Source organism: Duganella sp. Leaf126 (assembly GCF_001423125.1).
Classification (GTDB): domain Bacteria; phylum Pseudomonadota; class Gammaproteobacteria; order Burkholderiales; family Burkholderiaceae_D; genus Rugamonas.
Map to the genome: position 1 here is coordinate 228,537 of NZ_LMNW01000001.1, position 14,312 is coordinate 242,848.

Sequence of the window (14,312 nt, forward strand, 5' to 3'; positions counted from 1 at the left end):
ATTAGTGACTTCCTTTAATAGCTTGTTGCAATCCAATCAAATGCTGCACGACCCGTTCCATTTTCATGAAGCGGGAGCCCTTGATCAATACGGTTGCGTTCGACGTCACGGCCGCGTCCACCGCGGACAGCAGGGCGTCGAATGGTTCAAAATGGCGGATGGCGTCCCCGCGCATGTGGGACGCCAGTGCGCCGGTAACGAGCACCTGGTCGATGCCCTTGCTCTGCGCATAAGCGCCGATTTCTTCGTGAAACTCGCGGCCCTGGCTGCCCACTTCGCCCATGTCGCCCAGCACCAGCACGCGCGGTGCAGCCGCTGTGGCCAGCACGTCGATGGCGGCGCGCACCGAATCCGGGTTGGCGTTATAGGTGTCGTCGATCACGGTGGCGCCATTGGCAGCGCGCTTGGTCTGCAGGCGGCCGCTGACCGGGGCAAAGGTGTCGAGTCCCAGCTTGATCTGTGCGAGCGCGATGCCGGCCGCGTAGGTGCAGGCGACGGCAGCGAGCGCATTGCGCACATTGTGTTCGCCGGCCGCCTGCAGGCGGACGAAGAACTGTTCTGCCACGTCGCCGTCGCGGATGGTGATGAACATCTCGCTGCCGAATGTGGTGCCTGAGTCGTCGGCGCGGAACGTGCACGACACTTCGGCCGCCTTGCTCAGGCCAAAGCGCAGCAGGCGGCGGCCGGCAGCCAGGTCGTCCCATACCGGCGTGTAGGCGTCGCCATGCGGATAGACGGCCACGCCGTCCACCGGCAAGGCCGCGAGCACGGCGCCGTTTTCGCGCGCCACCGCTTCCACCGTGTGCATGAATTCCTGGTGTTCGCGCTGGGCGTTGTTGACCATGGCAATCGTCGGTGCGGCAATCGCGGCCAGGCGGGCGATTTCACCCGGGTGGTTCATGCCCAGTTCGATCACGGCCGCCTGCTGCTGCGCGTCCATGCGGAACAGCGTCAGGGGCACGCCGATTTCGTTGTTCAGATTGCCGCGCGTGGCCAGGCGCCCTGCTTCGCCGTGGGCGGCCGCCAGGATGGTGGCGATCATTTCCTTGACCGTGGTCTTGCCGTTGCTGCCCGTGACGCCGATCACCGGCACCGCGAACCGGCTGCGCCACCAGTGGGCGAGCTGACCGAGCGCGGTCAGCGTGTCGGGCACGACGATGGCCGGCACCGTCAGGCCTGGCGGGACTTCCTCGACCACCACGGCAGCAACGCCCTTGGCGGCGACGTCGTGCAAAAAGGCGTGGGCGTCGAACACCTCGCCGCGCAGCGCGACAAACAGCGCGCCGGCGGCGACGCTGCGGCTGTCGGTAGAAACGCCATTGAACGTCACTGCGCCGATGACGCTGTCGCCGGCCACGGTGGCGCCGGCCACAGTGGCGCCGGTCAGCGCGGGCAGGACCTGGGCGATGGCAGCGCGCATCAATGGGGCCTCATCATGGTCAGGCGCGCCGACAGCGCCAGCTGCGCGTGGTCGGTATCCGAAAACGGCAGCTTCTTGCCCTTGATTTCCTGGTACGGCTCATGGCCTTTACCGGCCAGCAGGATCACGTCGGCCTTGCCGGCCTGCTTGATGGCCGACAGGATGGCGCCGGCGCGGTCGTCCTGGGTCTGCACGCGCGAGGCCGGGTGGTGCAGGTCCATGCCGGCCACGATCTGCTCGATGATGGCGTGCGGATCTTCGCTGCGCGGGTTGTCGCTGGTGACGATCACCTGGTCGGCCGCCTGGGCGATACGGCCCATCTGCGGACGCTTGCCGGGATCGCGGTCGCCGCCGCAGCCGAACACGCACCACAGCTGGCCGTTGCGGTCGGCGGCGACGGCGCGCAGCGCTGCCAGCGTCTTTTCCAGTGCGTCCGGCGTGTGGGCATAGTCGATCACGATCAGCGGCGCATCCTGGCCGCCCACCTGCTGCATGCGCCCTGGCGCCGGTTCGAGCGCTTCCACCGCCTCGATGGCGGCGCGCAAACCCGTGCCCTTGGCCAGCAGCGCCCCCATCACGCCGAGCGCATTGCTGATATTGAAGGCGCCCACCAGGCGGGTTTTCACCAGCGCTGCACCCAGCGGGCAGTCGAGGTGGAATTCGGTGCCGCCGGCGCGGCCGCTGCGCAGCTGGCTGGCGCGCAGCACCAGCACGCCGGCCATATCGGGGCAGCTGGCGGCGTCCTGCAGCGTGTAGCCGATCAGCGGGATGGTGCCGGCCAGCGCAGGCTGCGACTGCAGATGCGCGATCAGGCGCAGGCCGGCCGGATCGTCGAGGTTGACGACCGCCGTCTTCAGGCCCGGCCAGTCGAACAGCTTGACCTTGGCCGCCTCGTACGCGGCCATGTCGCCGTGGTAGTCGAGGTGGTCGCGCGTGAGGTTGGTGAACACGGCCACGTCGAAATGCATGCCGTCCACGCGGTGCTGGTCGAGGCCGATGGACGAGACTTCGATCGCCAGCGATTGCGCGCCCTGCTCGCGCAGACCGGCCAGCGTGCGCGCCAGCAGCACGGCGTCGGGCGTGGTGTAGCCGGTAACGTCGTACTCGACCTCGCCCCGCGCGCGGAACACGCCCACGCCGAGGGTGCCGACGACGGCGGCCAGCTCGCCGCCGCGCGCCAAGGCCTGGCCCAGCCACACCGCGCTCGAGGTCTTGCCGTTGGTGCCGGTCACGCCGACGGTGAACATGGCGCTGTCGGGCCGGTCGTAATAGGCGTGGGCGATCGGACCGGCGAATTGTTTGAGGCGCGCGACGCCGATGCGGGCCACGGTGGGGCTCAGGCCCGGGCTGTCGGGCAGTGCACCGCCGTCGGGGTCGAACACCACCAGCACGGCGCCGTTGGCCAGCGCGCTGTCGATAAAGGCGCGGCCTTCGGCAAAAGCAAAAAACACGTCGCCCGGCTGCATGCGGCGCGAATCCGACGTCAGGCGGGCGCCCGGCGCCAGCTTGCGGATTGCGTCGGCGATGGCGGGTATTCCGGCCATCGGGTCGAAGTTTAAAGTCGTCACATGTTCCCCTGTGCTGCGGATTCAGGAATGATGATATGGGTCAGGTCGGAGTCCGGCGCCACGTTCTTGGCGCGCAGCGCCTGCGCGGCCAGGGCGGAAAACACCGGGCCGGCGACGTCGCCGCCGTATTTGAGGGGGCCGCTCGGCTCGTCGATCATGACGGCGATGATGAAGCGCGGGTCCGACATCGGCGCCATGCCGACGAAGTTGCCGATGTACTTGGTGTGCGAGTAGCGCCCGCCGATGAATTTCTGCGCGGTGCCGGTCTTGCCGCCCACGCGGTAGCCGGGCACCTGGGCCTTGACGGCGGAACCGCCCGGCAGCGTCACCATTTCCAGCATTTCGCGCATTTCGGCGGCGGTCTTGGGACTGATGACCTGGGTGCCGTGCGGCGCTTCGTGCACCTTCTGGAACGACAGCGGAATGATGTCGCCGTTGCGCGCCAGCACCAGGTAGGCGCGCGCCAGCTGGATCAGCGACACCGAGATGCCCTGGCCAAAGCTCATGTTGGCATGCTCGATCGGGCGCCACGACTTGTACGGGCGCACGCGGCCGGCCACGGCGCCGGGGAAGCCCCACTTGGGCTGCTGGCCGAAGCCGACCTTGGTAAACATCTCCCACAGGTCTTGCGGCGTCATCAGCATGGCGATCTTGGTGGTGCCGATGTTGGACGACTTCTGGATCACGGTCTGGACGTCGATCACGTGGTTGGCGTGGGTGTCGTGGATCACGCGGTCGGCGATCACCATCGAGCCGTTGCCGGTATCGAACATCGTGTGCGGCGTGATTTTTTTCGCTTCCAGCGCCATCGCTACCGGGAACGGTTTCATCGACGATCCCGGCTCGAAGGTGTCGGTCATCACGCGGTTGCGCAGCTGCTCGCCGGTCAGCTTGGAGCGGTCGTTCGGGTTGTAGGTCGGGTAGTTGGTCAGCGCCAGCACCTCGCCCGTGTGCACGTCGAGTACCACGGCAGCGCCGGCCTTGGCGTTGAACTTCTCGACCGCTTCCTTGACCTGGGTGAAGGCGATGTACTGGATCTTGCTGTCGATCGACAAGGTGAGGTCCTTGCCGTCGTGCGGCTCGCGCACCGAACCGATATCTTCGACGATGTGGCCGAGGCGGTCGCGGATCACGCGCCGGGTGCCGGGCGTGCCGACCAGGTTTTTCTGCTGCGCCAGTTCCATCGATTCCTGGCCCACGTCTTCGAGGTTGGTGAAGCCCACCACGTGGGTGGTGACCTCGCCCTGCGGGTAGAAGCGCTTGTATTCCTTTTCCGAGCCGATGCCGGTGATATTGAGCTTGGCGATCTTGTCAGCCACGTCCATCTCCACCTGGCGCTTCAGGTAGACGAAGCTGCGGTCCGAATCGAGTTTTTTCTGCAGCTCGGCGTTGCTCATCTCGAGCAGCGCGGCCAGCTGTTTGAGCTTGTCGGCGGGCGCGTTCTGGACGTCGTCCGGGTTGGCCCAGATCCCCTTGACCGGCACCGACGAGGCCAGCACCTGGCCGTCGCGGTCGGTGATCTTGCCGCGCGTGGCCGGCAGGATCAGCGTGCGCGCATAGCGGGCCTCGCCCTGCTTTTGCAGGAACTGGGTGGACATGCCCTGCAACCACATGGCGCGGCCGGCCAGTGCGGCAAAGGCGAAGAACAGCACGAACAGCACCACGCGCGAACGCCATACGGGCAGGCTCACGGCCAGCACCGGGTTTTTCGCGAACGGCACGCCGCGCGAGGCGGCCACGCGCGAGGTAGTCTGTTTGCTGGCGCGGCTCATTTCGATCCTTCAGGCGTCAGGTACTGGGTACGGGCGGCGGTCAGCGCCGTCATGCCGAGGTCGCGGCGGGCGATGTCCTCGATGCGCGCATGCTTGCCCAGCGTCGACTGGTCGAGCTGCAGCTGCGACCACTCGATGTCGAGCTGGCGCGCCAGCGACTGCGAGCGTTCCAGTTCGATGAACAGGTGACGCGCCTGGTACTGGGCGTTCACCAGCGACAGGCCGCAGCCGACCAGCAGCGCCGCCAGCACGATGTTGATCTTGCCGCTCACGCTGCGCCCTCGGCTGCGCCGGGAACCGGCAGGCGGCGCGCCACGCGCATCACGGCCGAGCGTGCGCGCGGGTTGGCGTCCACCTCGGCGTCGGACGGCTTGAGCTTGGCCAGCAGCTTGAGTTCGGGCTGCGGCAGGTCCACGGCGCGGATCGGCAGGCGGCGGTCGGGCTGCGCGACGTTGGCGCGCGCCGCTAGGAAGCGCTTGACCATGCGGTCTTCCAGCGAATGGAAGCTGATCACGGCCAGGATGCCGCCGGGCGCGAGGCTGTCGTACGCCTGGCTCAGTCCTGCTTCGAGGTCTTCAAGCTCTTTATTGATGAAAATCCGGATAGCCTGAAAGGTACGAGTGGCCGGATCCTTGCCCTTCTCCCGGGTTTTGACCGCGCCTGCCACGATGCCGGCAAGCTGTCGTGTGGTCGAAATTGGTTCGACTGCCCGGCGAGCAACAATCGCCTTTGCAATCTGGAAAGCAAACCGTTCTTCCCCATATTCTTTTATCACCTTTTCCAGTGTCTGTTCGTTTTCGATGGCAAGCCATTCGGCTGCCGACATGCCGCGCGTGGTGTCCATGCGCATGTCGAGCGGGCCGTCGTTGCGGAAGCTGAATCCGCGGGTGGCGTCGTCCACCTGCGGCGACGAGATGCCGAGGTCGAGCAGGATGCCGTCGACCTGGTCCACGCCGCGTGCGGCCAGCGCGGCGCGCATGGTGGCAAAGCTGTCGTGGACGATAGTGAAGCGTGGATCGGCGATCCGTTCGGCGGTGGCAATCGCCTGCAGATCCTTGTCGAACGCGATCAGGCGCGCACCGGCGCCCAGCTTGGACAGGATCAGGCGCGAGTGGCCGCCGCGGCCGAAGGTGCCGTCGACGAACACGCCGTTGGCGCGCGCGCCGGTGAGCGCCAGCGCATCGACCGCCTCGTCCAGCAGCACGGTGCGGTGCTGGAACGCCGCTGCCGCAGCAGCAGCGGATGCGGCATGATCGGGCACCGCGCTGTCAGGTACCGTAGGAGTCGTCATCACGGCATACCTTAGAAAGAGAAATTGGCAAGGACATCGGGGGTGCCGGCCTCGATGGCCTGCTGCTCTTTTGCCGCCATCATGGCGGCGTCCCAGATCTCGAAATGCGATCCCATGCCCATCAACATGACTTCGCGCCCGATGCCGACGGCGGTGCGCAGCTCGGGGGCGATCAGGATGCGGCCTGCAGTATCGAGTTCGACATCGGTGGCGTAGCCGAGGAAGATGCGCTGCCAGGCGCGTGCCTGCATCGGCCACTGGGCGATCTGCTGGCGGTGCTGCTCCCACACAGGACGCGGGAACAACATGACGCAGCCGTCGGGATGGCGGGTGAGCGTGAGGCGGCCTTCGCACTGGATGGCCAGCGCGTCACGATGCTTGGCAGGGATGGACATCCTGCCTTTGGCATCGAGATTGATTGCGGACGCGCCTTGAAACACGGGATTACCTTTGACCTCAGTATTGTTAGCGGAGCATGAATCGCAGCTTTTATCGTTCAACTTCCGCTGCCGCTAAGTCAGTAGAAATTTCCCACAAAAAGACACTTTTTCACACAGATGCCCACTTTAGAGGATGGCGCATGGGTGGTCAAGCGCTTTCCGGCAATCGAAATCGGGATTTTAGTAATGAAATTAAGGACTTAGCGCGATTCCTTGAAGCCTCCCAGAAACAAAATAACTCGACAAATTAAGTACTTATCTCGAAATCTGCATGTGGACTCTCATCTGCACACATGTGTTTGGGCATCAAACGGCGCATTAAAAAAATGCTGGAAATTGCTAACAACCAACATTGCAATATATTATTTACAACGCGTTGGTTGGCGACGGCTGGGCATCAAGGCGCAGCGATATGGCGTCCATACCCGCCAAAGCGGCTGCTACAGCCGGTATGCGGAGGAAGGACGACTGTCGGTCGGCTGACGGGGAAATGTGTCGGTAGCGTGGCCACGCATACCAGTTGGGTCAACTTGTCTAGACATTTCAACGGAGTACCGGGAACGGTTCAGCGGTCATGGTGCGGCGCCCAGTCGCGCGACCGCGCCACCGCCCTGCCCCAGTCGGCCAGCAGCGACTGGCGCTGGTCGTCGCCCATGCGCGGCTCGAAACGGCGCTCGCACGTCCACTGCGCGGCCACCTGTTCGCGGCTGTCCCAGTAACCGACGGCCAGCCCGGCCAGATACGCTGCACCCAGCGCCGTGGTTTCGGTGACCTGTGGCCGCACCACGGGCACGCCCAGCAGGTCGGCCTGGCACTGCATCAGCAGATCGTTGCGGGCGGCGCCGCCATCGGCGCGCACCTCGGTTAAGGCGAACGGCCGCTGCGAGGCGGCGACGTCGCGCTGCATGGCGATCATCAGTTCGGCGCTCTGGTAGGCGATGGCGTCGAGTGCCGCCCGCGCGATATGGCCGCGGTGGCTGCCCCGGCTCAGGCCCACCAGCGCGCCGCGCGCATACGGGTCCCAGTGCGGCGCGCCCAGTCCCGTAAAAGCGGGCACCAGGTACACGCCGCCGCTGTCGGGTACACTGGCCGCCAGCGCCTCGACCTCGCTCGACTGCTGGATCATGCCGAGGCCGTCGCGCAGCCACTGCACGGTGGCGCCGCCCATGAACACGCTGCCTTCCATCAGGTAGTCGGTGTCGCCGCCGAGGCGCCAGCCGACGGTGGTCAGCAGGCGGTTGTGCGAGGCCACCGGCTGGCGGCCCAGGTGCATCAGCATGAAGCAGCCGGTGCCATAGGTGTTCTTGACCATGCCCGGCTGCAGGCAGGCCTGGCCGAAGGTGGCCGCCTGCTGGTCGCCGGCGATGCCGGCCACCGGAATCGCCACCCCGAACAGCTCCGGCCGGGTGACACCGATCTCCTCGCTCGACGACAGCACCTGCGGCAGCACGGTGTCGGGAATATCGAACAGCGCCAGCATGTCGCTGTCCCAGCGCAGCAGGTGGATGTTGAACAGCATGGTGCGCGCGGCGTTGCCGATGTCGGTGACGTGGCGCCCGGTCAGCTGGAACGCCAGCCAGCTGTCGATGGTGCCGAAGGCCAGTTCGCCGCGCTGTGCGCGCGCGCGCGCGCCGGGGACGTGGTCGAGCAGCCAGGCGAGCTTGGTGGCAGAAAAGTACGCATCGAGCTCCAGGCCCGTGGCATCCTTGATCGCGCGCGCCTTGCCGGCGGCGCGCAAGGCGTCGCAGGTGTCGGCGGTGCGGCGGTCCTGCCAGACGATGGCCGGCGCAATCGGCTCGCCGGTGGCGCGGTCCCACACCAGCGTGGTTTCGCGCTGGTTGGCGATGCCGATGGCGCGGATCTGGCGCGGGTCGATCTGGTGTTCGCGCAGGACCTGGCGGGCGACCGCGAGCTGACTGCACCAGATGTCGCGCGGGTCGTGCTCGACCCAGCCGGGCTGGGGGAAATGCTGGGGATATTCGGTCGCGGCGCTGCCGCAGATGCGGCCGCCGTGGTCGAACACGATGGCGCGCGAGCTGGTGGTGCCTTGGTCCAAGGCCAGTATGTACTGCTGCATCGACATTCCCCGGTCGGCGCGGCTTCGCGTCGACCGGCGGCAGCCGCATGGTAATCAGTTGAAGCAAGCCGATAGGCCGGATTTTGTTACGGCGCGGCAGAACCGCGCTATGACAGCCATTCCTCTAGGCGCTGGATTGCTCCAGCGCTCAAGCTTCCTACCCGCACGCTCCGCGAGCAGCATCATCGCGTGCCTATTTGGAATTGCACCAGGTGGAGGTTACCGCGTTTCACCGTAACTTAATACGCTCGTCTCTGTGGCCCTGTTCCTCGCCTTATACCTCGCCGGCTTGCGCCGGCAAAGGCTTTCGGCGGACGGCCGTTAACCGTCACCCCGCTCTGTGGAGTCCGGACCTTCCTCCCGCCAGGCATTACGCACTGGCCAGCGGCTGTCTGGCTTGCTTCAGGCGGTATTGTAACAGCCCGTGCCGCCGATTCTGAAATTTGGTGTCGCCATTGTTAAAGCCGGCGCCGTGATGCCGCCTTAGAATGACGCATCATCAGACGTACCATCCACCTGAAAAGGCCACACATGACGCACCCCACCCGCAGCGGCGGCCAGATCCTGGTCGACGCCCTCCAGATCCACGGCGTCGATACCGCTTTCGGCGTGCCCGGCGAGAGCTATCTCGACGTGCTCGACGCGCTGCACGATTCCGGTATCCGCTTCATCATCAACCGCCATGAAGGCGGCGCCGCCTTCATGGCCGACGCCTACGGCAAGATGACGGGCCGTCCCGGCATCTGCTTCGTCACGCGCGGGCCGGGCGCCACCAACGCCTCGATCGGCGTGCACACGGCGTACCAGGATTCGACGCCGATGATCCTGTTCATCGGCCAGGTCGGCAGCGACTTCATCGACCGCGAAGCGTTCCAGGAAATCGACTACCGCCGCATGTTCGGCCAGATGGCCAAGTGGGTGGCGCAGATCGACCGTGCCGACCGTATCCCCGAATACCTGGCGCGCGCGTTCCAGGTCGCCACCAGCGGCCGCCCCGGCCCGGTGGTGCTGGCCCTGCCGGAAGACATGCTGACCACCATGGCCGCGGTGGCCGACACCCGCCGCTACCAGCCGGTGCAGGCGGCGCCGTCGGCCACGCAGATGGCGACCATGCGCGCCATGCTGCAGGACGCGCAGCGCCCGCTGCTGCTGCTCGGCGGCGGCGGCTGGAACGCGCAGGCCTGCGCCGACATGCGCCGCTTTGCCGAGACCAACGACCTGCCGGTGGCCTGCGCGTTCCGCTTCCAGGACCTGCTCGACAACGACCATGCCAATTACATCGGCGATGTCGGCATCGGCATCAACCCGGCGCTGGCCAAACGCGTGCGCGAGGCCGACGTGATCGTCGCCATCGGTCCGCGCCTGGGCGAGATGACGACCGGCGGTTACGGTCTGCTGACGGCGCCGGTGCCGCAGCAGCGCCTGGTCCACGTGCATGCGGACGCCGAGGAACTGGGCAGCGTGTACCAGGCCGAATTGCTGATCAACAGCGGCATGCCGCAGTTCGCGGCGGCGCTGGCCGCGCTCGCGCCGCTCAACAGCGACGCCTGGCGCGCCAGCGTGGCAGCCGCGCGCGCCGACCTGGCGGCCTGGCAGCAGCAGCCGCCCGTGTTCCAGGACGGCCAGGCCCCGCTCGACCTGTGGCAGGTGGTGCAGGACATCGACCGCATCGCCCCGCACGACGTCATCATCACGAATGGCGCCGGCAACTACGCGACCTGGGCGCACCGCTTCCACCGCTACGGCGGTCTGCGCACCCAGCTCGCCCCCACCAGCGGCGCCATGGGCTACAGCGTGCCGGCCGGCGTGGCGGCCAAGCTCATCGATCCGGCGCGCACCGTGATCACCTTTGCCGGCGACGGCGAATACATGATGAACGGCCAGGAGCTGGCCACGGCCGTGCAGTACCGCGCAGGCGTGGTGGTGATCGTGTTTAACAACGGCATGTTCGGCACCATCCGCATGCACCAGGAGCGCGACTACCCGGGCCGCGTGTCGGGCACCGAGCTGCACAACCCCGACTTTGCGGCGCTGGCGGTGGCCTACGGCGGCCATGGGGAAGTGGTGACGGCAACCGCCGACTTCGCGCCGGCCCTGGCGCGGGCGCTGGCGTGGACTGCAGAACGGCAGTTGCCGGCGCTGATCGAGCTGCGGTACGACGGCGAGCTGATCACGCCGGGAGCGACCCTGGCGACCATCCGCCGCAATGCCGAGGCGGCCAAATCGGCCAAGTCGGCCAAGGCCAGCTAGGGCCAGGGCCAAGGCCAGCGAGGGTCAGGCGCCGCCGTTGTCCTGAGCGGGCGCCTCCTGCTTTTCCTTTTGCGGCGGACAGGCGTGGCACACGCCCGCCTTGCGCCCGAAATCGGTCACCAGCGGCAGCCGCATCGGCACCGTCGCGTCGCCGCAGTAGCCGCCGTCGAGCACCAGGGCCTTGCCGCCGTCGACGATCTTGCCGCTGATGGTGCGCTCGTCTTCTTCCGGCGGCTGCACGGTGAAATACATCTGCCTGCCGCGCGGATCGATGTTGACGTCGCTGGCCACGACCGGCCAGCTGATGCCGCCGGCCGTATATTCGTACAGCACCGTATCGACTTCGTTAAAGCGCTGCAAGGTGATGCGCTGGCCACCGAATTCGCCGCTGTCGGCGTTGATGCACAGATCGGAAAACACCATCATCCCGTACCGCGGCAAGCCACGCTCGTCGGCCTTGCGTGCGGCGGGCGCCCTGGGCGCAGCCAGTACCGCGCACGCGGCCAGCAGCAGAACGCCGCCCAGCAGCGCGCGTTGTCGGTTCTTCATAGCGTATTGCCCTCCCAAAAGAACAACGGCTGCACCAGGCAGCCGTTGTGGATTCTAGACCTGAAAGATCAGATTAGAACGAGTGTTTTACGCCCAGGTTGAACGCCTTGTCGCCGGTGCCGGCTTCGGTGTTGTTACCCACGGTGTAAGCTGCACCGTTCTTGTTCTTGATCTTGGCGAAGGCAACGTAGGTGCTGGTGCGCTTCGACAGAGCATACGAGTAACCGATCGCGTACTGGTCAGCATCGCGGTTCAGTGGGTCTTTGTCGTTCTTGTGGGTGTACGACGCCATCACGGTGCCAGCTGGGCCAACTGGTGCGGTCAGACCGATCAGGGCGTTGGTGGTGTTTTCCGAGTTGTCGTAAGGCAGAGCGCTGTAAGCGTTAGGTACTGCAACGACCGAGCTGTTCTGGCCTTTGTTGTTGCCGAAGGCAGCGTAGGCTTTCAGGACCTTGAAGTCGTAGTTGACAGCAACCAGGCTGTTGTGGCCGTTGCGGTTCGACTTGATCGTGGCGGTGTCGTTGTTGTGGGTGTTGTAAGCGATACCGACGTTCAGGTCGCCGTTGGTGTACCAGCCCGACGCGCCGATCTGACGCTGAGCCGACGAATCACCAGCTTGTTCGCCCAGGCTGTACGATACAGCGCCCGAGAAACCAGCGTAGACTGGGGTTTTGTAGACAACGGCGTTGTCGTTGCGGGTGCCGGTGGTCACGTTGGCCACAGCGCTGGTCGAGCTAACTGGGAACAAGTTTTTAGCGGTACCAGCGGTGCCCAGTGCGAACGGGTCAGCCACGTCGCGCAGCACTTCGTAGTAAGGGGTGTACTGACGACCGATGGTCAGGGTACCGGCCGTTTTCGAGCTCAGACCGACATATGCTTCGCGGTTGAACAGGCGGTTGGTGGTGTTGTCCAGTGCGCCGTCGTCCACTTTCACGCCAGCTTCCAGTTTGAAGATCGCGCTCAGACCGCTACCCAGGTCTTCGGTGCCCTTGAAGCCGATACGCGATGCCGAAGCGGCGCCGCTGGTGGCCTTGGTGACGTTACCGTTGATACCACCGCGTTCTGCGGTGATGCCGGCGTCAACGATACCGTACATGGTCACGTTCGACTGTGCCATTGCAACATTGCTCAGGGCGCCCAGGATGGCAATGGAGATCAGGGATTTTTTCATTCTTTATTTCCTTCAGTTGTAAGCTGTCAAAGGTAAAACTCGTGGTGCGGCTCAATTCAGCTGCTTAACGATGCCTGCCGGGCCGACGCTCTTGTGGAGCGCCTGTCACCGGCAACCAGATGTCCGAAACGCCCGCATTTTAACGCATCGCAATATTTCATGCAGAGCAAGCGAATCAACCTCGTCCGTTCATCCGACGAGGGCACCGTGGTACATCGTGGTTGGACCAATTAAAAATAGCCAGATTGCTATTGATAGCGCTATTTTATAACGAAGAGCTCGTGATTCACTGCCGCTCGTTGCCAATTAGCATACGACTTTTCAAATAGTTTGCACTTGAGAATTTCACAAATGTGTCAAATTCGGGGCGACAAGGCCGTATTACAGGCCTGTTACGGCGATAATTCTGTCCCAAATGCAACTTAATGCAAACTGTGAGCAATTTGTAAGTAATTGCTACCTGTTGCGCGACTGCCACAAAAACTGCACCAATTCGTGCAGCACCCGCCCCAAACGGGGGCGTTGTGCACTGCAAAAGTCATCGTCCGCGCAAAAAACCGGCCGGTCGGCACGGGCGCCGACGCTTCCCTCCCGCGCGACGGCGCGGGCGCGGACGCTGCATTTCGCTGCACGTGCTCTGGTAAAATAGCATCATTTCCTCCCTTGTCCGGCCCCGCCGGGCACCAGCTTGAAGCGCCCCGATCACTATGTTTAGTTTCTTCAAGAAAAAACCTGTCACCCCCGATGTGCCGCAGGCGCCATCGCCTGTGCCGCAGGCGCCATCACTTGCCCCGGCCCGGTCGCCGGCAGCGCTTGCGTCGCCGGCCACAACCGACCTGCCGGACCTGCTGCCGATCGAAGAGCCGGCGCAAAAGCAGTCGTGGATGTCGCGCCTGAAAGCGGGGCTATCGAAGACCTCCGGTAACCTGTCGCTGCTGTTCGTGGGCGCCAAGATCGACGACGACCTGTACGACGAGCTGGAAGCGGCGCTGCTGATGTCCGACGCCGGCGTCGAAGCAACCGAGTACCTGCTGACCGCGCTCAAGCGCAAGGTCAAGGAAGACAAGCTGCTCGACGCTGCAGCCGTCAAGGCCGCGCTCAAGCAGTTGCTGACGGAATTGCTGCTGCCGCTGCAAAAGCCATTCGAACTGGGCCGTCACCAGCCGATGGTGATGATGATTTCGGGCGTCAATGGCGCCGGCAAGACCACCACCATCGGCAAACTGGCCAAGCACATGCAGTCGAACGGCCAGTCGGTGCTGCTGGCCGCCGGCGACACCTTCCGCGCTGCTGCCCGCGAGCAATTGATGGTCTGGGGCCAGCGCAACAACATTACCGTGATTTCGCAGGCATCGGGCGATCCAGCCGCTGTCTCGTTCGACGCGGTGCAGTCGGGCAAGGCGCGCGGCCTGGACGTGGTCATGATCGATACCGCCGGTCGCCTGCCCACCCAGCTGCACCTGATGGAAGAATTGAAAAAGGTCCAGCGCGTGATCGGCAAGGGCATGGATGGCGCACCGCACGAAACCCTGTTGGTCATCGACGGCAATACCGGGCAAAATGCGCTGGCGCAAGTCAAAGCGTTCGACGACGCCCTCAAGCTGACCGGCCTGGTGATTACCAAGCTCGACGGTACTGCCAAGGGCGGCGTGCTGGCCGCGATTGCCCGCGTACGTCCGGTGCCCGTGTACTTCATCGGCATCGGTGAAAAAATCGAAGACTTGCAGCCGTTCGTCGCGGCCGAGTTTGTTGAAGCCCTGCTCGGCTAACCACG

Annotated in this window: 11 protein-coding genes and 1 other RNA gene; 2 read left to right on the forward strand and 10 right to left on the reverse strand. The window is 65.0% G+C overall.

The genetic code is table 11. The features are described from left to right. Window position 1: 1 nt before the first annotated feature. The 8 genes from murF to rnpB all read right to left on the reverse strand — a co-directional run bounded on the left by murF (window position 2) and on the right by rnpB (window position 8,972). Window positions 2-1,420, reverse strand: coding sequence for a UDP-N-acetylmuramoyl-tripeptide--D-alanyl-D-alanine ligase (gene murF, locus ASF61_RS00865; protein ID WP_056150199.1), 1,419 nt, complete (start codon window positions 1,418-1,420; stop codon window positions 2-4). Continuing rightward, window positions 1,420-2,964, reverse strand: coding sequence for a UDP-N-acetylmuramoyl-L-alanyl-D-glutamate--2,6-diaminopimelate ligase (locus ASF61_RS00870; RefSeq protein WP_056150201.1), 1,545 nt, complete (start codon window positions 2,962-2,964; stop codon window positions 1,420-1,422). The genes murF and ASF61_RS00870 overlap by 1 nt, the downstream gene beginning before the upstream one ends. 20 nt (window positions 2,965-2,984) lie before the next feature. Next, window positions 2,985-4,760 carry a penicillin-binding protein 2 gene (locus tag ASF61_RS00875; protein ID WP_056150203.1) on the reverse strand — a complete coding sequence of 592 codons (1,776 nt, stop codon included), beginning with the start codon at window positions 4,758-4,760 and terminating at the stop codon, window positions 2,985-2,987. Beyond that, on the reverse strand, window positions 4,757-5,032 hold the full coding sequence (ftsL, locus tag ASF61_RS00880; RefSeq protein ID WP_056150205.1) for a cell division protein FtsL: 276 nt from the start codon (window positions 5,030-5,032) through the stop codon (window positions 4,757-4,759). The genes ASF61_RS00875 and ftsL overlap by 4 nt, the downstream gene beginning before the upstream one ends. Continuing rightward, on the reverse strand, window positions 5,029-6,051 hold the full coding sequence (gene rsmH, locus ASF61_RS00885) for a 16S rRNA (cytosine(1402)-N(4))-methyltransferase RsmH (RefSeq protein WP_373994515.1): 1,023 nt from the start codon (window positions 6,049-6,051) through the stop codon (window positions 5,029-5,031). The genes ftsL and rsmH overlap by 4 nt, the downstream gene beginning before the upstream one ends. Window positions 6,052-6,062: 11 nt before the next feature. After that, a complete protein-coding gene (mraZ, locus tag ASF61_RS00890) occupies window positions 6,063-6,491 on the reverse strand; it encodes a division/cell wall cluster transcriptional repressor MraZ (protein WP_056150207.1) in 429 nt (142 codons plus the stop codon). A gap of 565 nt (window positions 6,492-7,056) precedes the next feature. Next, complete coding sequence (gene glpK / locus ASF61_RS00895; protein ID WP_056150210.1) at window positions 7,057-8,568, reverse strand: glycerol kinase GlpK; 1,512 nt, start codon at window positions 8,566-8,568, stop codon at window positions 7,057-7,059. 56 nt (window positions 8,569-8,624) lie between these two features. Then, an RNA gene (gene rnpB, locus ASF61_RS03620) (RNase P RNA component class A) lies at window positions 8,625-8,972 on the reverse strand. A 127-nt stretch (window positions 8,973-9,099) separates the two neighbouring features. Between rnpB and ASF61_RS00900 the strand changes: the two genes are divergently transcribed. Continuing rightward, window positions 9,100-10,818: a thiamine pyrophosphate-binding protein gene (locus ASF61_RS00900; RefSeq protein ID WP_056150212.1), complete on the forward strand. Its 1,719-nt coding sequence runs from the start codon at window positions 9,100-9,102 to the stop codon at window positions 10,816-10,818. 24 nt (window positions 10,819-10,842) lie between these two features. Here the strand turns inward: ASF61_RS00900 and ASF61_RS00905 are convergent, their stop codons facing one another. Both ASF61_RS00905 and ASF61_RS00910 read right to left on the reverse strand, forming a co-directional pair. Further along, on the reverse strand, window positions 10,843-11,367 hold the full coding sequence (locus ASF61_RS00905; protein ID WP_056150214.1) for a hypothetical protein: 525 nt from the start codon (window positions 11,365-11,367) through the stop codon (window positions 10,843-10,845). A 73-nt stretch (window positions 11,368-11,440) separates the two neighbouring features. Continuing rightward, the gene (locus ASF61_RS00910; RefSeq protein WP_056150215.1) at window positions 11,441-12,538 is read right to left on the reverse strand and encodes a porin; all 1,098 of its coding nucleotides are present in this window, start codon (window positions 12,536-12,538) and stop codon (window positions 11,441-11,443) included. A 707-nt stretch (window positions 12,539-13,245) separates the two neighbouring features. Here ASF61_RS00910 and ftsY point away from each other — a divergent pair. After that, a complete protein-coding gene (gene ftsY / locus ASF61_RS00915) occupies window positions 13,246-14,307 on the forward strand; it encodes a signal recognition particle-docking protein FtsY (protein ID WP_056150218.1) in 1,062 nt (353 codons plus the stop codon). The last annotated feature ends 5 nt before the right edge of the window (window positions 14,308-14,312 follow it).

What these genes read in the sequence shown, in the direction of transcription:
- murF (WP_056150199.1), bottom strand. Translation starts at nt 1,420, where the DNA reads ATGCGCGCTGCCATCGCCCAGGTCCTGCCCGCGCTGACCGGCGCCACT.
- ASF61_RS00870 (WP_056150201.1), bottom strand. Translation starts at nt 2,964, where the DNA reads ATGGCCGGAATACCCGCCATCGCCGACGCAATCCGCAAGCTGGCGCCG.
- ASF61_RS00875 (WP_056150203.1), bottom strand. Translation starts at nt 4,760, where the DNA reads ATGAGCCGCGCCAGCAAACAGACTACCTCGCGCGTGGCCGCCTCGCGC.
- rsmH (WP_373994515.1), bottom strand. Translation starts at nt 6,051, where the DNA reads ATGACGACTCCTACGGTACCTGACAGCGCGGTGCCCGATCATGCCGCA.
- glpK (WP_056150210.1), bottom strand. Translation starts at nt 8,568, where the DNA reads ATGCAGCAGTACATACTGGCCTTGGACCAAGGCACCACCAGCTCGCGC.
- ASF61_RS00900 (WP_056150212.1), top strand. Translation starts at nt 9,100, where the DNA reads ATGACGCACCCCACCCGCAGCGGCGGCCAGATCCTGGTCGACGCCCTC.
- ASF61_RS00905 (WP_056150214.1), bottom strand. Translation starts at nt 11,367, where the DNA reads ATGAAGAACCGACAACGCGCGCTGCTGGGCGGCGTTCTGCTGCTGGCC.
- ASF61_RS00910 (WP_056150215.1), bottom strand. Translation starts at nt 12,538, where the DNA reads ATGAAAAAATCCCTGATCTCCATTGCCATCCTGGGCGCCCTGAGCAAT.
- ftsY (WP_056150218.1), top strand. Translation starts at nt 13,246, where the DNA reads ATGTTTAGTTTCTTCAAGAAAAAACCTGTCACCCCCGATGTGCCGCAG.